At 63.8% G+C, this 20,972-nt stretch carries 19 protein-coding genes; 3 read left to right on the top strand and 16 right to left on the bottom strand.

The features are described 5' to 3' along the window. Window positions 1–27 precede the first annotated feature (27 nt). On the bottom strand, window positions 28–477 hold the full coding sequence (locus ACTJJX_RS02410; RefSeq protein WP_016852407.1) for a GatB/YqeY domain-containing protein: 450 nt from the start codon (window positions 475–477) through the stop codon (window positions 28–30). A 69-nt stretch (window positions 478–546) separates the two neighbouring features. Further along, window positions 547–762 carry a 30S ribosomal protein S21 gene (gene rpsU / locus ACTJJX_RS02405; RefSeq protein ID WP_003085057.1) on the bottom strand — a complete coding sequence of 72 codons (216 nt, stop codon included), beginning with the start codon at window positions 760–762 and terminating at the stop codon, window positions 547–549. Between the two features lie 200 nt (window positions 763–962). Between rpsU and tsaD the strand changes: the two genes are divergently transcribed. Further along, window positions 963–1,988 carry a tRNA (adenosine(37)-N6)-threonylcarbamoyltransferase complex transferase subunit TsaD gene (tsaD, locus tag ACTJJX_RS02400; protein ID WP_009875776.1) on the top strand — a complete coding sequence of 342 codons (1,026 nt, stop codon included), beginning with the start codon at window positions 963–965 and terminating at the stop codon, window positions 1,986–1,988. A 78-nt stretch (window positions 1,989–2,066) separates the two neighbouring features. Here tsaD and plsY read toward each other — a convergent pair whose 3' ends face one another. Further along, a complete protein-coding gene (plsY, locus tag ACTJJX_RS02395; protein WP_016852408.1) occupies window positions 2,067–2,636 on the bottom strand; it encodes a glycerol-3-phosphate 1-O-acyltransferase PlsY in 570 nt (189 codons plus the stop codon). Between the two features lie 83 nt (window positions 2,637–2,719). On the opposite strand from plsY, the gene folB reads away from it, so the two are divergent. Both folB and folK read left to right on the top strand, forming a co-directional pair. Next, a complete protein-coding gene (folB, locus tag ACTJJX_RS02390) occupies window positions 2,720–3,073 on the top strand; it encodes a dihydroneopterin aldolase (RefSeq protein ID WP_003099587.1) in 354 nt (117 codons plus the stop codon). Next, a complete protein-coding gene (gene folK, locus ACTJJX_RS02385; protein ID WP_003099585.1) occupies window positions 3,064–3,606 on the top strand; it encodes a 2-amino-4-hydroxy-6-hydroxymethyldihydropteridine diphosphokinase in 543 nt (180 codons plus the stop codon). The genes folB and folK overlap by 10 nt, the downstream gene beginning before the upstream one ends. Here the strand turns inward: folK and ACTJJX_RS02380 are convergent. The 13 genes from ACTJJX_RS02380 to ltrA form a co-directional block, all read right to left on the bottom strand. Further along, window positions 3,579–4,811: a multifunctional CCA addition/repair protein gene (locus ACTJJX_RS02380; RefSeq protein ID WP_003099584.1), complete on the bottom strand. Its 1,233-nt coding sequence runs from the start codon at window positions 4,809–4,811 to the stop codon at window positions 3,579–3,581. The genes folK and ACTJJX_RS02380 overlap by 28 nt on opposite strands. A 43-nt stretch (window positions 4,812–4,854) precedes the next feature. Next, a complete protein-coding gene (locus ACTJJX_RS02375; protein WP_016252919.1) occupies window positions 4,855–5,361 on the bottom strand; it encodes a DUF4136 domain-containing protein in 507 nt (168 codons plus the stop codon). A gap of 93 nt (window positions 5,362–5,454) precedes the next feature. Next, window positions 5,455–7,008, bottom strand: a complete 1,554-nt coding sequence (locus tag ACTJJX_RS02370) for a SpoVR family protein (protein WP_003099581.1) — start codon at window positions 7,006–7,008, stop codon at window positions 5,455–5,457. Then, on the bottom strand, window positions 7,005–8,276 hold the full coding sequence (locus tag ACTJJX_RS02365; RefSeq protein ID WP_003099579.1) for a YeaH/YhbH family protein: 1,272 nt from the start codon (window positions 8,274–8,276) through the stop codon (window positions 7,005–7,007). Before ACTJJX_RS02365 ends, ACTJJX_RS02370 begins: the two co-directional genes overlap by 4 nt. 100 nt (window positions 8,277–8,376) lie before the next feature. Further along, on the bottom strand, window positions 8,377–10,299 hold the full coding sequence (locus tag ACTJJX_RS02360; protein ID WP_003085078.1) for a PrkA family serine protein kinase: 1,923 nt from the start codon (window positions 10,297–10,299) through the stop codon (window positions 8,377–8,379). Between the two features lie 278 nt (window positions 10,300–10,577). Continuing rightward, complete coding sequence (gene glpE, locus ACTJJX_RS02355) at window positions 10,578–10,910, bottom strand: thiosulfate sulfurtransferase GlpE (protein WP_003099577.1); 333 nt, start codon at window positions 10,908–10,910, stop codon at window positions 10,578–10,580. Between the two features lie 43 nt (window positions 10,911–10,953). Continuing rightward, on the bottom strand, window positions 10,954–11,805 hold the full coding sequence (locus ACTJJX_RS02350; RefSeq protein ID WP_003121837.1) for a symmetrical bis(5'-nucleosyl)-tetraphosphatase: 852 nt from the start codon (window positions 11,803–11,805) through the stop codon (window positions 10,954–10,956). Beyond that, the gene (apaG, locus tag ACTJJX_RS02345) at window positions 11,805–12,185 is read right to left on the bottom strand and encodes a Co2+/Mg2+ efflux protein ApaG (protein ID WP_003085085.1); all 381 of its coding nucleotides are present in this window, start codon (window positions 12,183–12,185) and stop codon (window positions 11,805–11,807) included. The genes ACTJJX_RS02350 and apaG overlap by 1 nt, the downstream gene beginning before the upstream one ends. Before the next feature lie 36 nt (window positions 12,186–12,221). Then, entirely contained in the window at window positions 12,222–13,028 is an 807-nt protein-coding gene (rsmA, locus tag ACTJJX_RS02340) for a 16S rRNA (adenine(1518)-N(6)/adenine(1519)-N(6))-dimethyltransferase RsmA (RefSeq protein WP_003161932.1), read from the bottom strand. A 115-nt stretch (window positions 13,029–13,143) separates the two neighbouring features. Continuing rightward, window positions 13,144–14,130, bottom strand: coding sequence for a 4-hydroxythreonine-4-phosphate dehydrogenase PdxA (pdxA, locus tag ACTJJX_RS02335; RefSeq protein WP_003459378.1), 987 nt, complete (start codon window positions 14,128–14,130; stop codon window positions 13,144–13,146). Continuing rightward, the gene (locus ACTJJX_RS02330) at window positions 14,127–15,419 is read right to left on the bottom strand and encodes a peptidylprolyl isomerase (protein ID WP_003109024.1); all 1,293 of its coding nucleotides are present in this window, start codon (window positions 15,417–15,419) and stop codon (window positions 14,127–14,129) included. Before ACTJJX_RS02330 ends, pdxA begins: the two co-directional genes overlap by 4 nt. Next, complete coding sequence (gene lptD / locus ACTJJX_RS02325; protein ID WP_016852409.1) at window positions 15,400–18,189, bottom strand: LPS-assembly protein LptD; 2,790 nt, start codon at window positions 18,187–18,189, stop codon at window positions 15,400–15,402. The genes ACTJJX_RS02330 and lptD overlap by 20 nt, the downstream gene beginning before the upstream one ends. Before the next feature lie 132 nt (window positions 18,190–18,321). Then, on the bottom strand, window positions 18,322–20,034 hold the full coding sequence (ltrA, locus tag ACTJJX_RS02320) for a group II intron reverse transcriptase/maturase (protein WP_003109031.1): 1,713 nt from the start codon (window positions 20,032–20,034) through the stop codon (window positions 18,322–18,324). Window positions 20,035–20,972 lie beyond the last annotated feature (938 nt).

The following is a 20,972-nucleotide window of genomic DNA, read 5'->3' as shown; positions in this document are numbered from 1 at the left end:
CCGGGCCGATCAGGCCGGCGCGGTGTTTCAGGAGGAGAGGCGCGCCTTCAGGCGCTGGCTGACCTGTGCCATGTCGACGCGACCCTGGACCTGCGGTCGCAGCAGGTTCATCGCCTTGCCCATGTCCTGCGGACCCTGGGCGCCGCTGTCGACGATGCTGCGCTCGATCAGGGCGTCGATATCATGGTCGTCCAGGGGCTTGGGCATGAAGTCCTGGAGCACGAGGATCTCGGCAGCCTCGACCTCGGCGAGGTCCTGGCGGCCGGCGTCGCTGAACTGGCGCTGGGCGTCGCGGCGCTGCTTGATCATCCGGTCGAGGATCAGCAGGGCTCGGGCGTCATCCACCTCGATGCGTTCGTCGACTTCGACGCGCTTGATGTCCGCGAGGGCCAGGCGCAACGTGGTCAGCCGCGGCTTGTCCTGGGCGCGCATGGCGACCTTGACGGCGTCGAGGAGGCGGGATTTGATTTCGCTCATGGCGGAAAGCCGAAAGCCCGGCCGGGGCCGGGCTGAGGCACGATCACTGACGCGTGGGCGTCGAGTGGATCAGTACAGGCGCTCGCGACGGCGCTGTTCGCGCTGTACTTTCTTCGCGTGGCGCTTCACTGCGGCAGCGGCCTTGCGCTTGCGCTCGGCAGTGGGCTTCTCGTAGAACTCGCGGCTGCGAACTTCAGCCAGTACACCTGCTTTTTCGCAGGAGCGCTTGAAACGACGCAGGGCTACGTCGAAGGGTTCGTTCTCTTTTACTTTGACGGCTGGCATCCAGGTCGTACCTTCACTGATTACCGGGGGTTGAACGTACTCCGGCAAGGTGGCGCGGATACGTCGGTTTTCAAGGGTTGCGGATATTAACGGTTCGGCCGGAGGAATGCAAAGCCTCCGATCGAAAAACACTGGTCTGGCGCAAAGCCGCCGATTATCATGCGCGGCTTCGTATTTGCCAAGCTCTAAGGCTCAAGCCCATGCGCGTGCTGGGACTAGAAACGTCCTGCGACGAAACCGGCGTCGCCCTTTACGACAGCGAACGCGGCCTGCTGGCCGACGCGCTGTTCAGTCAGATCGACCTCCATCGCGTCTACGGCGGCGTCGTGCCCGAGCTGGCCTCGCGCGACCACGTCAAGCGCATGCTGCCGCTGATCCGCCAGGTGCTCGACGAGTCCGGCTGCACGCCGGCGGATATCGACGCGATCGCCTATACCGCCGGCCCCGGCCTGGTCGGCGCCCTGCTGGTGGGGGCTTCCTGTGCCCAGGCGATGGCCTTCGCCTGGGGCGTGCCGGCGGTCGGCGTGCACCACATGGAAGGGCACCTGCTGGCGCCGATGCTGGAAGAGCAGCCACCGCAGTTCCCGTTCGTCGCCTTGCTGGTTTCCGGCGGTCACACCCAGTTGGTGCGGGTGGACGGCATCGGTCGCTACCAGTTGCTTGGCGAATCGGTGGACGATGCCGCCGGCGAAGCCTTCGACAAGACCGCCAAGCTGATCGGCCTGGGCTATCCCGGCGGTCCGGAAATCGCCCGCCTGGCGGAGCTCGGCACTCCTGGCCGCTTCGTGTTCCCGCGGCCGATGACCGATCGCCCCGGCCTGGACTTCAGCTTCAGCGGGCTCAAGACCTTTACCCTGAACACCTGGCAGCGTTGCGTCGAGGCCGGCGACGACAGCGAGCAGACCCGCTGCGACATCGCCCTGGCGTTCCAGACCGCGGTGGTCGAGACCCTGCTGATCAAGTGCCGTCGCGCCTTGAAGCAGACCGGCCTGAAGAACCTGGTGATCGCCGGCGGCGTCAGCGCCAACCAGGCGCTGCGCAGCGGCCTGGAAAAGATGCTCGGCGAAATGAAGGGGCAGGTGTTCTACGCCCGCCCGCGCTTCTGCACCGACAATGGCGCGATGATCGCCTACGCCGGCTGCCAGCGCCTGCTCGCCGGCCAGCATGACGGCCCGGCGATCAGCGTCCAGCCGCGCTGGCCGATGGAGTCGCTGCCGGCGGTCTGAGTGGCCGCCAGGTCGCAGTCAGGCAGGTGTCGATGACGCAGCTGGGCCAGACTGCATGAAGTTTTTTCCTTTTATGGATTAGAAATGCCGTTCGCGGCCGGCGAACAGATCGCGTAAGTTGGCGCGGTGCCGCCAGACGATCAGGCCGGTCAGCACGGTCATCGGCAGCAGCGCTCCGGGCTGCTGCCAGGCCAGCAACGGCAGGGTCAGCGGGGTGGCCACCAGCGAGGCGAGCGAGCTGGTGCGCGACAGCTTGAAGGTCAGCAGCCAGGCCGTCGCGGCCAGCAGTACGGCCGGCGGATAGAGGCCGAGGAGCATGCCCGCGGCGGTGGCGACACCCTTGCCGCCGCGGAAGTTGAAGTACAGCGGGTACAGGTGGCCGATCACGGCGGCGATGCCGACCCAGGCCTCCTCCATCACGCCGAGCCCCAGCCAGCGGGCGACCAGCACCGGCAGCAGGCCTTTGCCGACGTCGCCGAGCAGGGTCAGGATGGCGAGTTTCTTCCCGGCGACGCGCAGCATGTTGGTCGCGCCGGGGTTGCCGGAACCGCTGGCGCGCGGGTCCTGGGTGCCGAACCAGCGGCTGAGCAGGACGGCGAAGGAGAGGGAACCGAGCAGGTAGGCGAGGATCGCCAGTAGCCAGACCATGGATTCCACCGAGGACGAGGATGTCCTCGATTCTAACGGGGCGGCGCACGCTTGTCGTGGCATCCCTTGGAGCGGGTAGCGAAGTGGACAGAGTTTTTATCGAAGGCTTGGAGGTCGATACCGTCATCGGCGTGTACGACTGGGAGCGCGGCATCCGTCAGTGCCTGCGCCTGGACCTGACCCTGGGCTGGGACAACCGTCCGGCCGCCGCGGGCGACGATCTCGCCCTGGCGCTGGACTATGCCGCGTTGTCCGAGCGGGTGCAGGAGTTCGCCCGGGAATCGCATTTCCAGTTGGTGGAAACCTTCGCCGAGCGCCTCGCCGAGGTACTGATGGGCGAGCGCGGCATTCCCTGGCTGCGCATCCGCGTGACCAAGCCCGGCGCGGTGCCGGCGGCCCGTGGCGTTGGCGTGGAGATCGAACGCGGATGTCGCTGATCCCGGTCTACCTCGGCCTCGGCAGCAATGTCGAGCGTGAGCGCCATCTGCATGCCGGCCTCGATGCGCTGGCCGCTTTCCTTCATGACCTGCGTTGTTCGCCGGTATTCGAGAGCGAGCCGGTGGGTATCAAGAGCGGGCCGTTCTTCAACCTGGTGGTGTCTGCCCGCACCGATCTGCCGCTGGCCGAACTGAGCCTGCGACTCAAGCACATCGAGGCCGACAATGGCCGCTATGCGCCAGAGCGCAAGGGGCTGCCGCTGGATATCGACGTGCTGTTCTACGGCGACCTGGTGGGCGATTTCGATGGCCTGGTGCTGCCGCGCGCCGAAGTGCTGAAGAACGCTTTCGTGCTCTGGCCCTTGTCCGAGCTGGCGCCGAACCTGGAGCATCCGGTCGCCCGCCAGCCGCTGGGCGATCTCTGGCGCGAGACGAGGATCCAGCAGAAGCTCTGGCCGGCGCCATTCGAATGGCGTGGCCAGGCGTTGACTCCCGAAGCGCTGCTTCAGGCCTTTCCGCGTTCTTCCTTGTAGGCCTTGAGTGCGGCGAGGCGCGCACGCTTCAGCGCCTCGCCCAGTTCCGCGCCCTTCAAGCCCTTTTCCACCAGCGGCTTCACGCTGACTGCCCGCGCTGCCTGCGCCGCGCCGAGCAGGTAGGCGGCCTGCGGATAGTCCCGCTGTTCCAGGCCGAGGCGGCCGCGCGCGTCCATCTCGCTGGCGGCGACGAACTCCTCGAAACGCTGCGGGCGGCGATACACGTCGAAGCTCTGCAACAGCTCCAGCAGTGTATTCGGGCGCAGCTCCAGCGCCCGATGGGCGTGGGTGTGGTACTCGCCCACCAGGCGCGCCAGTTCCTGGCAGTCGCGCGGCACCCTGAAGCGCTGGTTCACCGCATCGATCAACGGCACGCCGCGGGCCTCGTGGGCGATATGGCGGGGCCAGTCCGCTTCGCTGGTGAGTCCCTTGCCCAGGTCGTGCAGCAGGCAGGCCCAGCGTACGCTGAGCGGCTGCCGGTGGCGGGCGCATTGCTGCAATACCGACAGGACATGGACGCCGGTATCGATTTCCGGATGGTGGGCCGCCGGCTGCGGTACGCCGAATAGCGCCTCGACTTCCGGGATCAGTTCGGCCAGGGCGCCGCAGTCGTGCAGGACCTGGATGAAGACCTCGGGGTTGGGTTCCATCAGGGCTCGGGAAATTTCCTTCCAACTGCGCTCCGGGGTCAGCGCCTGCAACTCGCCGGATTCCGCCAGTTGGCGCATCAGGGCGAGGGTTTCGGCGGCGACCCGGAAGCCCAGGCCGGCGTAGCGGGCGGCGAAGCGCGCTACGCGCAGGACCCGCAGGGGATCCTCGGCGAACGCCGGGGAAACGTGACGCAGCAGGCGCGCCTCGAGGTCGGCCTGGCCGCCGTAGGGGTCTATTACCCGGCCCTGTTCGTCCTCGGCCATGGCGTTGATGGTCAGGTCACGGCGAGTCAGGTCTTCCTCCAGGGTCACCTCGGGGCTGGCATGGAAGGTGAAGCCGCCGTAGCCGCGCCCGCTCTTTCGCTCGGTGCGCGCCAGGGCGTATTCCTCGCCGCTCTGCGGATGAAGGAAGACCGGGAAGTCGGCGCCCACCGGGCGGTAGCCGCGGGCGAGCATCTCGTCGCTGCTGGCACCGACCACCACCCAGTCGATATCGGTGACCGGACGGCCGAGAAGGCGATCGCGCACGGCGCCGCCGACCTTGTAAATCTGCATGGGAATCCTCCGCGTGATAGGCGGAAGTCTACCCCAGGGTGTCCTAGCGGGCGCGTGGAAGCAGCCGGAGCAGGGCGCCGACCGCCAGTTCGAGCTGTTCCGGATTGGCCCTGGCGGGGCTGAGGCCGGTGCTTACCATACCTTCCCAGAGAACGCGCTCCTCCAGGTCGACCAGGCGCACGCGCAATGTCCCGGTTTCGTCGCGCAGGCTGTGGATCGCCAGATAAGGCCCCATGCCGGAGGTGGGCGGAAGGTCGGGGCGGAATTCCAGCGGTGCGTCGCGTAGCGCCAGCCAGTAGTAGACGCGGAATTGCGGGGTAGCGCTCTCGTGGTAGCCGTGGGTCGCCAGTCCCTGGCGCAGCTCTGCGTTTATCAGCGGATAGCGGTTGCGGTAGGGCAGGGCGTCGACCGCCTGTTCCGGCGGCATCAACTGGAAACCTTGCAGGCCGGGCAGTCCGGCGCTGGCCGGATGGGTCACCCGGGCGCTGGGGATGTGGCTGGCGCAGGTGGCCAGGACGAGGCAGAGCAGGACGATGGCGAACAGGCGCATGGCGGCTCCCGTGGACGGCCGGCTTCTTGTTCTGCTGTGGGCGGCCCGACCGTGCCGGCATGCTGGCCGGCGGTCGGGGCGGACGTCAACCGATCAAATGGGCGGGATGATCAGGTCCAAACGCGGGTAGCCTTCCTCGCCCTCGCTGGCGCCCTTGGGCGGCATGTGGTGGGTCTGCACGAGCTGGTCGCCCTGTAGGGTCTCCAGGTGGATATCGAAGCCCCACAAGCGATGCAGGTGCTTGAGCACGTCGGCGGTGGAATCGCTCAGCGGCTGGCGGTCGAACTGCTGGTGGCGCAGGGTCAGCGAGCGGTCGCCGCGACGGTCGACGTTCCAGATCTGGATGTTCGGCTCGCGGTTGCCGAGGTTGTACTGCGCCGCCAGGGTCTCGCGGATGGTGCGGTAGCCGGCTTCGTCGTGGATCGCCGCGACCAGCAGGTCGTCCTTCTGGTCGTCGTCGAGAATGCTGAACAGCTTCAGGTCGCGAATCACCTTGGGCGAGAGGAACTGCAGGATGAAGCTTTCGTCCTTGAAGCTCTTCATGGCGAACTTCAGCGTGGCCAGCCAGTCGCTGCCGGCGATATCCGGGAACCAGCGGCGGTCCTCGTCGGTAGGTTCCTCGCAGATGCGGCGGATGTCGCGGTACATGGCGAAGCCCAGGGCGTAGGGGTTGATGCCGCTGTAGTAGGGGCTGTCGAAGGACGGCTGGTAGACCACGCTGGTGTGGTATTGCAGGAACTCCATCATGAAGCCGTCGTTGACCAGGCCTTCGTCGTAGAGGTCGTTGAGCAGCGTGTAGTGCCAGAAGGTCGCCCAGCCTTCGTTCATCACCTGGGTCTGGCGTTGCGGGTAGAAATACTGGGCGATCTTGCGCACGATGCGGATCACCTCGCGCTGCCAGGGCTCCAGCAGCGGCGCGTTCTTCTCGATGAAGTAGAGGATGTTCTCCTGCGGCTCGCTCGGATAGCGCGCCATGGATTGTTCCTTGTCCTTGCCGCCGACGCGCGGGATGGTCCGCCAGAGGTCGTTGACCTGGCGCTGGATCAGTTCCTCGCGCTCCTTCTGCCGCTGCCGCTCCTCTTCCGCGGAAATCGGGTAGGGCCGCTTGTAGCGGTCGACACCGTAGTTCATCAGGGCGTGGCAGGAGTCGAGCAGGTCTTCCACCGCGTCGATCCCGTAGCGCTCCTCGCACTGCATGATGTACTGCTTGGCGAACACCAGGTAATCGATGATCGAACTGGCATCGGTCCAGGTGCGGAACAGGTAGTTGCCCTTGAAGAAACTGTTGTGCCCGTAGCAGGCGTGGGCGATCACCAGCGCCTGCATGCACTGGGTGTTTTCCTCCATCAGGTAGGCGATGCAGGGGTCGGAGTTGATCACGATCTCGTAGGCCAGGCCCATCTGGCCACGCTTGTAGTTCTTTTCCGTACTGAGGAAGTGCTTGCCGTAGGACCAGTGGTTATAGCCGATCGGCATGCCCACCGAGGCGTAGGCGTCCATCATCTGCTCGGCGGTGATCACCTCGATCTGGTTCGGATAGGTATCCAGGGCATAGCGTTCGGCGATCCTGCTGATTTCCCGGTCGTACTGCTGGATCAGCTCGAAGGTCCATTCCGAGCCGGTGGCGATGGGCTGGCGCTTGCTCATGCGACGAGCCTCCTCTGGAATAGCTCGCGGAACACCGGGTAGATGTCCGATGCCGAGACGATCTGCTGCTGGGCGAAGCTGTCTTCGAAGGCTTCGCGCACGCGCTCGTACTCGAACCACAGGGCCTGGTGTTCGCGCGGGGTGATCTCGACGTAGGTGTAGTACTGGACGAACGGCATGATCTGCTTGAGGAGGATGTCCCGGCACACTGGCGAGTCGTCGTTCCAGTTGTCGCCGTCCGAGGCCTGGGCGGCGTAGATGTTCCACTCATGGGTCGGATAACGCTCGGCCATGATCTCCTGCATCATCTTCAGCGCGCTGGAGACGATGGTGCCGCCGGTCTCGCGGGAGTAGAAGAACTCCTCCTCGTCGACCTCGCGGGCGCTGGTGTGGTGGCGGATGAACACCACTTCGATCTTCTCGTAGTTCCGCTTGAGGAACAGGTAGAGCAGGATGAAGAAGCGCTTGGCGATGTCCTTGGTCGCCTGGGTCATCGAGCCGGAGACGTCCATCAGGCAGAACATCACCGCCTTGGAGGTGGGGTTGGGCTGCTTGACCAGCAGGTTGTACTTGAGATCGAAGGTATCGAGGAACGGCACCCGGTCGATGCGCGCGCGGAGCTTGGCGATTTCCAGCTCGAGTTCCTGGATATCGCCGAGGTTGTCCGGCTCTTCGCGCTTGATCCGCTCCAGTTCCTTCAGCGCCGCGCGCAGCTTGGCCCGGCTGCCGCCGGACAGCGCGATGCGCCGCGCATGGGCCGAGCGCAGGGTGCGGACGATGTTGATGCGCGACGGGTTGCCGTCGTTGCTGATGCCGGCGCGGACGGTCTTGAAGGTGTCGGTGCCGGTGATGTGGCGCTTGACCAGGTTGGGCAGCTCCAGGTCCTCGAACATGAAGTCGAGGAATTCCTCCTGGGTGATCTGGAAGACGAAGTCGTCCATGCCTTCGCCGCTGTTGCTGGCCTTGCCGCCGCCGCGGCCGCCCCCGCCGCCGGATGGGCGGGCGATGTGCTCGCCGGCGGTGAATTCCTTGTTGCCGGGGTGGACGACGGTCTGCCGCCCGCCGCGGCCATGGTGCAGCACCGGTTCGTCGATATCGCGCCCGGGAATGCTGATCTGCTCGCCGTGCTCCATGTCGGTAATGGAACGCCGGCTGACGGCCTCCTCGACGGCCTTCTTGATGTGTTCACGGTAGCGCCTCAGGAAGCGCTGGCGGTTCACCGTGCTCTTGTTCTTGCCGTTCAGACGCCGGTCGATGACGTAGCTCATGAATGCTCCTCAGGGCCTGTGGCGCCCCGCCGGAGCGGAGGCGCCGAGGTCCGAATGCGACGGCGACCGGTACGGTCGCAGCGACCGTACCGATGGCAGACTACTGCGACTTGCGAACCCGCAGGTACCATTCCGACAGCAGGCGGACCTGCTTCTCGGTGTAGCCGCGCTCGACCATGCGTTTGACGAAGTCGTTGTGCTTCTGCTGGTCCTCCTTGCTGGCCTTGGCGTTGAAGCTGATGACCGGAAGCAGGTCCTCGGTGTTGGAGAACATCTTCTTCTCGATCACTACGCGCAGCTTCTCGTAGGACAGCCAGCTCGGGTTCTTGCCGTTGTTGCCGGCGCGGGCGCGCAGTACGAAGTTGACGATCTCGTTGCGGAAGTCCTTCGGGTTGCTGATGCCGGCGGGTTTCTCGATCTTCTCCAGTTCCTCGTTGAGGGCGGCGCGGTTGAGGATCTCGCCGGTTTCCGGGTCGCGGTATTCCTGGTCCTGGATCCAGAAGTCGGCGTACAGCACATAGCGGTCGAAGATGTTCTGACCGTATTCGCTGTAGGACTCCAGGTAGGCGGTCTGGATTTCCTTGCCGATGAACTCGACGTAGCGCGGCGCCAGGTATTCCTTGATGAAGCGCAGGTAGCGCTCGCGGGTTTCCGGCTGGAACTGTTCCTGCTCGATCTGCTGTTCGAGGACGTAGAGCAGGTGCACCGGGTTGGCCGCTACCTCGTGCGGGTCGAAGTTGAATACCTTGGAGAGGATCTTGAAGGCGAAGCGGGTGGAAAGCCCGGCCATGCCTTCGTCGACCCCGGCCGAGTCGCGGTATTCCTGGATCGACTTGGCCTTGGGATCGGTATCTTTCAGGTTTTCGCCGTCATATACCCGCATCTTTGAGTAGATATTCGAGTTTTCCGGCTCTTTCAGCCTCGACAGCACGGAGAACTGCGAGAGCATCTTCAGGGTGTCTGGCGCGCAGTGGGCATGCGCCAGCGAGCTGTTGACCAGCAACTTGTCGTAGATCTTGATCTCGTCCGCCACGCGCAGGCAGTACGGCACCTTGACGATGTAGATGCGGTCGATGAAGGCCTCGTTGTTCTTGTTGTTGCGGAAGCTGTGCCATTCCGACTCGTTGGAGTGAGCCAGAATGATGCCGCTGTAGGGCAGGGCACCGAGGCCTTCGGTGCTGTTGTAGTTGCCTTCCTGGGTCGCGGTCAGCAGCGGGTGCAGGACCTTGATCGGGGCCTTGAACATCTCGACGAATTCCATCAGGCCCTGGTTGGCCCGGCAGAGGGCGCCCGAATAGCTGTAGGCGTCCGCGTCGTTCTGCGGGTATTCCTCCAGCTTGCGGATGTCGACCTTGCCGACCAGCGCGGATATGTCCTGGTTGTTCTCGTCGCCGGGCTCGGTCTTGGCGATGGCGATCTGGTTGAGGATCGAGGGGTACAGCTTGACCACGCGGAACTGGCTGATGTCGCCGCCGAACTCGTTGAGGCGCTTGGTTGCCCAGGGCGACATGATCGAGCGCAGGTAGCGCCTCGGGATGCCGTAGTCCTCCTCGAGGATGGCGCCGTCTTCGTCGGGGTTGAACAAGCCCAGCGGCGACTCGAAGACCGGCGAGCCCTTGATCGCGTAGAAGGGCACCTTCTCCATCAGTTGCTTGAGTTTTTCCGCCAGGGAGGATTTACCGCCGCCGACCGGGCCGAGCAGGTAAAGGATCTGCTTCTTCTCCTCCAGGCCCTGGGCCGCGTGGCGGAAGAACGCGACGATCTGGTCGATGCATTCCTCCATGCCGTGGAAGTCGGCGAACGCCGGGTAGCGGCGAATCACCTTGTTGGAGAAGATCCGCGACAGCCTGGAGTCCACCGAGGTGTCCAGCAATTCCGGCTCGCCGATCGCCATCAGCAGGCGCTCGGCGGCGGAGGCATAGGCTGTCTTGTCTTGCTTGCAGAGGTCGAGATATTCCTGGAGGGAATATTCCTCTTGGCGGGTCGCTTCGAAGCGTTCCTGGAAGTGACTGAAAATGCTCATGACGTCTCCTCGCTCGATGCAGTGAGCCGGCGCGGGATCGGTCGTGCGGGTGCGGGGGGGCCGCCAGCCAGGCCGGCGAGAATCCCCCAGACTCCGTCGCTGCACGGTGCTTCCCTTTCCGCCAGCGCTCCTAACGGTCACAGCCGATGGCCCGGAAGCCGGTGTGCCGGCTCTCCCCTGTTTTGGATGGCCTGAGGAAAAGAATAGTTCGTTCTGGACGGAGTAAAGGAAGAAAGGCGAGAGAAGTTACAGTTTTTTTGGCGGGGTAGCGGCGCGGCCTACTCCGCTTCGCCGCTGCTGGTATCCGCGGGATAGACGCTGCGCCATAGCTCGAAGCCGCCGTCGAGGCTGTAGACGTCGCTGAAGCCCTGCTGGATGAAATAGGCGGCGGCGCTCTGGCTGGAGTTACCGTGGTAGCAGACCACCACCAGCGGAGCGTCGAGGTCGGCGGCGGCGATGAAGTCCGCCACCGAGTGGTTGTCGATGTGCCGCGAGCCGCTGATGTGGCCGACAGCGAAGCTCTGCGGGTCGCGGATGTCGACCACCTGGGCGCCGTTTTCGCGGAGCTGGCGGGCCTGTTCGGGGGCGATGCGCTGGAAGGTGTCGCTCATGTCGGGGTACCTGTGTACAGGGCGTCCACCGGACGCCGGGGATTCATGCGGGCGTGGCGGCGGGTCTGGCCGACGCGCGCTGTTCGGCGCAATCGCAGCTCAGGCGTTCGCCGCTGTCGACGTTCAACAGGGTCATCCGCGCGCCCCAGACGCAGCCGGTGTCCAGGGCGAACAGGCCGGGCTCGTCGCAGTGGCCTTCGAGGGCCGCCCAGTGGCCGAAGATGATCTTCTCACCGCGGGTCTTGCGCGAAGGGAAGCTGAACCAGGGGGCGTAGCCGGGCGGCGCGGTGTCGAGGCCTTCCTTGCTCTTCAGGTCGAGCTTGCCATCTTCGGTGCAGAAACGCATGCGGGTGAAGTAGTTGGTGATCACCCTCAGGCGGTCGATGCCATGCAGCTTCTTGTCCCACTTGGCCGGCTCGTTGCCGTACATGCCGTCGAGGAACAGCGGCAGGCGCTGGTCGTCGCGCAATGCTTGCTCCACCTCGGCTGCGCGCAGGCGGGCTTTTTCCAGGCTCCACTGCGGGGGGATGCCGGCATGCACCAGGGCGACCTTGCGTTGTTCGTCGTAGTGCAGCAGCGGCAGGCGACGCAGCCAGTCGAGCAGTGGCTCGCGGTCCGGCGCCTCGAGGATTTCCCGCAGCGTGTCGGACTTCTTCAGGCGCTCGGACTTGTGCGCCACCGCCAGCAGGTGCAGGTCGTGGTTGCCCAGGACGCTGACCACCGACTCGCGCATGGCATAGAGGAAGCGCAGCGTCTCCAGGGACTGCGGGCCGCGGTTGACCAGGTCGCCGACCAGCCACAGGCGGTCCTTGGCCGGGTCGAAGGCGACGCGCTCCAGCAGGCATTTCAGGGGATCCAGGCAACCCTGCAGGTCGCCTACCGCGTAGACCGCCATCAGTGCAGCGCTCCCGGTACGGCCAGGCGAAACACCGGGATCGCGGCGTCGAAGGCGATTCCGTCGCTGCCGAGCATCTGGTAGCTGCCGCGCATGCTGCCGACCCGGGTCGCCAGCACCGTGCCGCTGGTGTAGGTGTGTTGCGCGCCGGGGGCGATCAGCGGTTGCTCGCCGACCACGCCGGCGCCGCGAACTTCCTGGGTACGGCCGTCGCCGTCGGTGATGATCCAGTGGCGCGACAGCAGTTGGGCCGGAACCTCGCCCTGGTTCTCGATGGTCACCGTGTAGGCGAAGGCGAAACGGTTCTGCTCCGGGGCGGACTGTTCCGGAAGGTAGCGGGTGTCGACCCTGACGTTGACCTGGTGCTGGGTATCGCTCATACGGCTTGCCTGATTCCTGACGAGTGTCTCATCAGACTAACGATTGCCTGGCAGCTCGGCCAGCCGGTTGGCCAGGCGGACGAATGCGGCCAGGTCGAGTTGTTCGGGACGGAGGGTCGGATCGACCTCTGCGGCCTCGATGTCCTCGACGCTCAGGAGAGGCTTGAGGGTGTTGCGCAGGGTCTTGCGGCGCTGGTTGAAGGCCTCGCGGACCACCCGCTCGAGCAGTTTCGGATCGCGTGCCGGATGGGGCGGCTCGGCGAAGGGGGTGAGACGGACGATGGCCGAGTCGACCTTGGGCGGCGGGTTGAACGCGCCGGGGCCGACGTTGAACAGGTGCTCCACCCGACAGTGATACTGGACCATGATCGAGAGCCGGCCCCAGTCTCCGCCGCCCGGCGTGGCCGCCAGGCGCTCCACCACTTCCTTTTGCAGCATGAAGTGCATGTCCTCGATCACCGGCGCGTACTCCAGCAGATGGAAGATCAGTGGCGTGGAGATGTTGTAGGGCAGGTTGCCGACCACTCGCAGCTTCTCGCCGCTCTCCACCAGCGAGGCGAAATCGAACTTGAGGGCGTCGCCCTGGTGCAGGCTGAAGCGCGACTCGAGGCCGAATTTCAGCTTCAACAGGGGGATCAGGTCCTGGTCGAGCTCGATCACGTCCAGGCGTGCGCCGCTGCCCAGCAGTCCCTCGGTCAGGGCGCCCTGGCCCGGGCCGATCTCCAGCAGGCGCTGACCCTCGCGGGCATGGATGGCACGGAGGATGCGGTGAATCACCCCGGCATCGTGCAGGAAGTTCTGGCCGAAGCGCTTGCGCGCGCGGTGTTGGTAAAGCTCGGACATTGGAAACGGTTCCAGGCTGCGGGCCCCAGGCCAAGGCGGGAGGCGCGGATGCGAAAGGGCGCCATTTTAACAGCGAAGCGTCGGGCCGGCAGGGCTAAACGATGGCCGACCGCCGTCAGCAGCGGCTGGCCGCCATCTGGTAGGCGGTTTCCAGGGCGACCTGCAGGCTGCCGCTATCGATGCGGCCGCTTCCGGCCAGGTCGAGCGCGGTACCGTGGTCGACAGAGGTGCGGATGATCGGCAGGCCGAGGGTCACGTTCACGGCGGCACCGAAGCCCTTGTACTTGAGCACGGGGAGACCCTGGTCGTGGTACATCGCCAGCACTGCGTCGCAATGCTCCAGGTGCTTGGGAGTGAACAGGGTGTCGGCCGGCAGCGGGCCGATCAGGTCGAGGCCTTCGCCACGCAGGCGCTCGAGGCAGGGTTCGATCACCTCGATCTCTTCCCGGCCCAGGTGACCGCCTTCGCCGGCGTGCGGGTTGAGTCCGCAGACCAGGATGCGCGGATGGGCGATGCCGAACTTGTCGCGCAGGTCGGCGTGGAGGATGCGCGCGACCCGGGACAGGCGCTCGTCGCTAATGGCGTCGGCGACCTCGCGCAGCGGCAGGTGGGTGGTCGCCAGGGCCACGCGCAGGCCGCGAGTGGCCAGCATCATCACCACCTGGGCGGTGTGGGTGAGGTCGGCGAGGAATTCGGTATGGCCGGAAAAGGGGATGCCGGCTTCGTTGATCACGCCCTTGTGCACCGGTGCGGTGATCATCCCGGCGAAGTGCCCGTCGAGGCAGCCCTGGCCGGCGCGGGTCAGGGTTTCCAGGACGTAGGCGGCGTTGGCTCGGTCCAATTGCCCGGGCCGGACCGGGGCGGCCAGGGGCGTATCCCATATGTACAGTTGGCCGGCCTTGGCCGGTCGCTCTGGCCAGGCGGCCGGGGAAACGTCCTTGAGGTCGATCGCCAGGCCCAGTTGGCCGGCGCGCTCTTGCAGGAGCGTGCGGCTGGCGATGGCGATCAGGGGGTGGGGCTGGGCGGAGCGGGTGAGCAGCAGGCACAGATCGGGTCCGATACCTGCCGGCTCGCCGGGAGTGAGCGCGAAGCGCAGGCTCACTGCTTGATTTCCACGTAGGCCTCGTCGCGGATCTGCCGCAGCCAGGCTTGCAGTTCCTCGTCATACTTGCGGTTGCGCAGTACGCTTACCGCCTGCTGCTCGCGGAACTTCTCGCTGCTGTCGGTGGCGCGACGGCCGAGGACCTGCAGGATGTGCCAGCCGAACTGCGAGCGGAACGGTTTGGACAGCTCGCCCTGCGGGGTATCGTTCATCACCTGACGGAACTCGGGCACCAGGGCTTCCGGATCGATCCAGTTCAGGTCGCCGCCGTTGAGGGCGGAACCCGGATCTTCGGAGAAGCTCTTCGCCAGTTCGCCGAAGTCTTCCCCGGACTGGATGCGCTCGTACAGCTTCTGCGCCAGCTTCTCGGTCTCCGCTTCGCTGCGGATTTCGCTGGGCTTGAGCAGGATATGGCGGACATGCACCTCGTCACGGACCATCTTGCTGCCGCCGCGCTTCTCTTCCAGCTTGAGGATGATGAAGCCGCCGGGGGTGCGGACAGGCTCGGTGACGTCGCCGACGGCCAGGGAGCCGATCATGCTGTCGAACGGCTGCGGCAACTGGGCAGCCTTGCGCCAGCCGATCTCGCCGCCTTCCAGGGCGTTGTCGCCGGCCGAGCGGGAAATCGCCAGTTGGCCGAAGTCGGCGCCCTGCTTGAGCTGCTGGTAGAGCTCCTGGGCCTGCCTTGCGGCGGCCTGGATCACGTCCGAGGACGCGGCTTCCGGCACCGGGATCAGGATATTGGCCAGGCGGTACTCTTCGGAAAGCTGGATCTTGCCCATGTCCGAGGCAAGGAAGTTCTTCACCTCCTGCTCGCTGACCTGGATGCGCTCGGCGACCCGGCGCTGACGCACACGGCTGATCACCATCTCGCGACGGACTTGCTCGCGGGCGTCGGCGTAGGACAGGCCGTCGCGGGTGAGGGCGGCCTGGAACTGCTCCAGGCTCATGCCGTTGCGCTGGGCGATGGTGCCCATCGCCTGGTTCAGCTCCTCGTCGGAGATACGGATGCCGGAGCGGTCGCCGATCTGCTGCTGGATGTTCTCGATGATCAGGCGTTCCAGCACCTGCTGGGTCAGCACGTGCTCGGGCGGCAGCGGCGCGCCGCGCTTGAGCAGCGTCTGGTGCACTTCACGCAGGCGCTGGTCGAGCTGGCTCTGCATGATCACATCGTTGTCGACGATGGCGACGACCCGGTCCAGTGGTACCACTTCGGCATGCGCGAAGGAGCAAAGGAGTGCTGCGCCCAATGCAAGGGGGCGCAGCCGGTTACATAGCTTGATCTTCACGTTGACGATAACCTTGGATGCCTTTGTCGAGGAACATTTCCGTCTTGTTGCCTACGATGCCGCCGAGGCCCTTCAGGACGATCTGCAGGAAGATGCCGCGGTCGGCTTTTTCATTTTGGTTGAGGAAGGCATCGTCATCCACGTCCAGCCAGTAGCGGTTGATCAGACGCAGCTTCCAGCAGCAGCTGTCGTATTCGAAGCCACCGAAGGCCTCTAGGGTCCGGTTCTTGTTGTAGTCGTACTGCCAGCGGGCGAGCACGGACCATTGCGGCACCAGCGGCCAGATGACGGAGAAATCATGCTGCTTGATGATGTCGTTCTCGCGGCCATACTCGAAGCGGCCCGTAGAGCTGTTGAAGCGGCGGGAGTCCTCGCGGTAGCGATAGCCTGCGTTGACCACCTTGTTCGGATTGTCTTCCGGCTGGTAATGGAACATCGCACTGCCAGACTCGGTGCGGCTCGTGTTGGGGTTCCAGTTAAAGTCGGAACTGACTCTCCAGTCGCGATTGAAGCGATATTGGCCCATCAAGGCATAAGGAGAGCGCCAGCTATCTGTATCCGGGTCTTTCAGGTCCAGATTGGGATTTTTGCTTCTCATGAGCGCCAGATCTTTTTCAGATAGACCTGGAAGCTGAACACGACGGTCGCGGAAGTAATAAATTTGCCCTGCACTCAAACTTGCACGTTCGAATCCATTGGATTCGATGAAACGGGTGGTTACACCAAGAGAGAGTTGATTGGCATCACCGATACGGTCACGACCGGAGAAGCGGTTTTCCCTCCATAGGGAGTCGTAGCTGAACGAAGGTTCACTGGTGTCGAATACCGGGATGTTCTCCTGATCCTTGTATGGAACGTAGAGATACATCGCCCTTGGCTCCAGGGTTTGTCGGAATTGCGTACCGGCTAAGGTGGTGTCGCGATCAAAGTACAGCCCGCTATCGACCTTAACCAGAGGCAATGAACGATCTTGGCTGCTATCGAAGGTCTCGTCATAGGTCGTGAGAGTGCGCTTGCCCTGGCTGTCCAGATCCAAATCATATTTGGTGTACAGGTACTTCAAGGTCGGCGTCAGGTAACCCCAACTGCGGGTCATCGGTAGGCTCATGCCGGGTTCGAGATGTACACGGTCGCCGGTGGAGCGTGCCAGGCCTTGTAGATAGGCGTCCGGGCGACGGCCCCACTCGCTGCCGTCGTCGTTCAGGTAAATATTATCGTCCAAATCCCGGTCGAAGCGGACGAACTCGGTGCTGTAGTTGAACTTCACACCGCCAGGTTCGTAAGGCAAGAAACCATCGAAAGTGATCTGTGGCAGACGCTCGTAAGGCGTTACATCGGTGGTGGTCGCCAACTGGTACGCCTGCGCATTCAAGCGGCCAGTAAAGGTGTCCCCGCGATAGGTCAGAGTGCCCCGTTGGTTGACGTAAGTAGTACTGCCTACACCCAGGTCAGTATCCAGATCCTGGAAGTAATAGGGATCGCTGATCCGTGTGTAGTCGACCTCGGCCAGCCAGCGCGAATCGAGGCCGGTGGTGTTCTTGAGGCCGTAGAGCCAGCGGTCCTTGCTGTAGTCCGGGAAGTTCTCGCGGTGATCGTCCTTGTCGTTCAGGTAGGCGGCGTTGACGGTGCCTTCGCTGCTGTGGGTCAGGTAGCGGAACTCGCCTTCCAGCATCATGCCGCGCTTGGCCATGTAGCGCGGGTACAGCGTGGCGTCGTAGTTCGGCGCCAGGTTGAAGTAGTACGGGGTGACCAGGGTGAAGCCGGTGTCGCTGGTGCTGCTGAAGCTCGGCGGCAGGAAGCCGGACTGGCGGCGGTCGTCGATCGGGAAATAGATGTACGGGGTGTAGAACACCGGGAAATCTTTGACCCGGAGGGTCGCGTTGGTCGCGGTGCCGAAGCCGGTGGCCGGGTTCAGCTTGACGTTGTTGCCCTTCAGGGTCCAGGCGTTGCTGCTCGGTTCGCAGCGGGTGTAGGTGCCATCCTTGAGCATGATGATGGCGTTCTCGCTGCGCTTGGCGTAGAGCGCGCTGCCGCGGGCATGGGCCTTGTGGATCACGTACTCGGCGTTGTCGACCTGGGCCTCGCCGTTGTCCAGCTGGACCTGGGCGTGGTCGCCGACCACCAGCATGCCCTTGTCGCGCAGCTTGACGTTGCCGACCAGTTCGCCGCGGTTTTCCAGCTGGTGCAGGTTGGCCTCGTCGCCTTCCACCTGCATGCTGCCCTGGCGCAGGACCACGTCACCGGCGAGGGTGGCGATCTGTTTTTCCTGCTCGTAGCGCGAAGCCTTGGCGGATACGTAGGTCGGGCTCTCGTCGCTGGGCGCGCCGTCATCCATGCCCGGACGCACCGGCTCGATGTAGGAGCCGCCGCAATAGGGGCCGATTTCCGCCAACTGGGCGGCGGTCAGTTTTTCCCGAGGAATCCAGTCGAGGTGCGAGTAGTCCGCACTGCGGGACTTCAGCGCGCGACCGCCGGACTCGGTGACCAGGCGCTGGGTCGGCTCTGCCTCGACGGTTTCGCCTCCGCTGCCGGATACACTGGTGCCCGCCGCGGCGGTGCTGACCGAGGTCGCGGTATGCGCCGGGCGCGGTGGCAGGTTGGCATTGGCGTTCTGCAGCGGGGAGCAATCCCAGCCGCCGGTGGCCGATACCTTGCAGTCGAACTGATCGGCGGCCTGTACAGTCAATGCTGCGACCGGCTGCAGAGCCAGCAGGCTGCCGGTGACCAGCAGGGGAAACTTTCTTCGAAACACGAGGGATTTCACTGCCATCTTGTTAATCCGGGCTTCCTGCGCGCCATCGGCCCGGTGGGCCGCACGCCTCTCGATGGGCTGAAAGTCGGGTGGGAACCAGCCATTACTGGCTGATCCCCCCCTAAGAACCGTACGTGCACCTTTCAGCGCTTACGGCTCAGGCCTATCCAAAACCCCCAAGGGGGCCAGTTTGCTCACGTGCAGACCACGTGCGTGGAGCTGTTGGTGACAAATGGGGTGCAATAGTACCCGGTTCTCCAGGGAGTCTCCACCGCCTTGTGAACGGTAGATAATGTGGTGGTCGTGCCACCCGGTTTCCCTGGATATCGGCTGTTTGCAGAGCGCGCATAACCCATTTTGGCTGGTGAATAGACTGGCGATTTGCTTCCGGTACTTCAGCTTGTTCAGCATCCGTTCCATCCGCAGTTTTTCGCCTGCTGCCTCCATGAGGGGGTCGTAGGGGTTGTATTCCCCACTTACCTTTTTGTGCCGCTCGATCGGTGTACCTGCAAGTTGGTACAACTCGACCTCCCGTTTTGATCCGTTCGCTTCCAGAACCGTGGTGGCGAACACCCATCCTCGTTCCCCTTGCGGTCGGAAATACTTCTTCCGTATCCAGTCCAGGGACTTGTTTGGATGCCGCCTTTTTGCCCAGCGCCAGAGCTTAATAAACGCCCTGTTATCCATCCGGCTGTACGCCTGTTTGGCCACCACTGGCTGATGGTAAAGTGCCCACCCCCGCAGGATCGGATTCAGCAGTCGGATCAAATCCTCTTGCTTACTCGTCTTGTGGGTGTCGATCACTTCCCTGATCTTGCCGTAGAACGCCTTGACGTTCTTCTTGCTCGGTTTGATCAGCAACGTTCCGTCGTACTTTCGGAAGTTCCATCCAAGGAAGTCGAAGCCTTCGTCGATGTGGACGATGCGGGTTTTCTTGGGAGAAAGCCGCAGCCCGCGTACCGCCAGGAACTGCTCCACCCAGGGTTTGACCTCGTTTTCCAGTACCTCCGGGGAGGCGCCAGTGATCACGAAATCATCCGCGTAACGCACCACGTTGATCTTCAGCCTCTTCGCCCTCGTCACCCCCAAATGTTGCTTGAGGAGTGATTCCAGCCCATCCAGCGCCAGATTTGCCAAGGTTGGGGAGATGATCCCCCCTTGTGGCGTACCTGCATCCGTTGCGTGCAACTGCCCTCGGTGTACAACACCGGCCTTTAACCATTGCCGGAGTACTCGTGTATCCGTGGGGACATTCCTTATCAGCCAATCATGGTTGATGTTGTCGAAGAACCCTTCGATGTCCGCGTCCAGCACCCATTGAGCGGAAGCTCGTTTGGATAGGCATACGAACAACTGCGCCATCGCGTCCGCCGTGGAGCGTTCGATCCTGAAGCCGTAGCTATTCGGATCGCCCCGGGTTTCTGCGACAGGAGACAGCGCCAGCAGATATAGCGCCTGCATGGCTCTATCCGTCATGGTCGGGATACCCAAAGGGCGTTCCCGGCCATCCGACTTCGGGATAAAGACGCGCCGTAGAGGCCGCGCCTTGTATCCCCGCGTCTTCAACTGACCAACCGCTTCCCATTTCGCGTTGGGTGTATCCCAGAGTTGCTTATCGACTCCCGTCGTGCGGCTCCCCTGATTTTCCGTGACTCTCCGTACGGCCAAGTATCTGGCCGACTTCGAGCGGGTCAGCATCCGTTGCAAGGCTTTCACCCTGCGCCATTTGCCTTCCCGGCAAGCCTTCGCAATCCGCACCTGCATTCCCCGGACGTTCCGCTGGACACGACTCCAATCGACGTCGTGCCATTGCTGTGGAGCGCCGGAAAGCGCAGGCCCGGCCTGTTGGCTGAGCTCTTTCATGCTGCTTTCCTCTCAAGTGAACTACCCGAGCGGAAGGTGCACGCCGCCCCTGACGGGGTGGGGGCACCCGCCAGGGTAGGTTTGTTAAGGGCCGATGGAAGCTGGCCCTGGGTTGATTGAGACGGTCTCTGTCAGAGCTGTTGCGACGGAAGACCACGCAGAAGTCTGCCCGGTTTCCCGTGGGGTGATGTTTCAACCCCTATCCGGATCATTACAACCCGGCATTCGCTTTCTCTGCGATCCCATACCCGCACCGCCAACAGTTCGCCTTGCGGCTCCCCTGCCCGGAGGGCGGCGATACGGGCTTACCACGTTCCCTATCTGTCACACGACTGGGTTAGGACTCGCCTTTTCACCGGTGGTCTTGAAGGCGACGTATCCCCACATCCCACGGAGATAACCGACCACATACCTTTTGGTTCATGCCTGACAGCAGTTTTGGCATGGCTATCCTTACGGTGTTTATCAGCGATTCACATGTGTTGCCCATACCAGCCAGCCTGGCGCCTCAACCCGGTACTGCTCCGAGTATCCGCAGTCTGCCTCGCGGAAGGACTGCACCCTGGATAGGGGGCTACGTTGTCGGACGAGCTTCGCACAACGCCGTTACCAGCGATGCACGTCGTCGTAGGCTACCGTTGGTCGCACAACGGGTCCGCTCCCGCACTCTGGTGAGTGTGGTTGGACAATGACAGACAGAGCTTTCGCCCATGTCTCCAGTTTGATGTGAGCAGGTACTGCGGGTGCAGCGTGCTCTCGGGGAAGATTTCCTCCTGTTTTGAGGCAGGAGGAACCCCAGCGGGGATTCTCTCCCGCAAGGGTTAGGCCACAAGGGCCGGGGTTAGTGCTTGGAAGGCGGTCGTTTGAGGTGGCTTTTGATCCTCGGCCAATCCGCCCAGGCTGCCATCCCTAAACAAACGAGGAGCAAGCCGGTGAGC

Source organism: Pseudomonas sp. 22490 (assembly GCF_052044465.1).
Lineage (GTDB): Bacteria > Pseudomonadota > Gammaproteobacteria > Pseudomonadales > Pseudomonadaceae > Pseudomonas > Pseudomonas aeruginosa.
The sequence above is the reverse complement of the archived record's forward strand: the minus strand, read 5'-3'. Positions and strand labels throughout refer to the sequence as shown.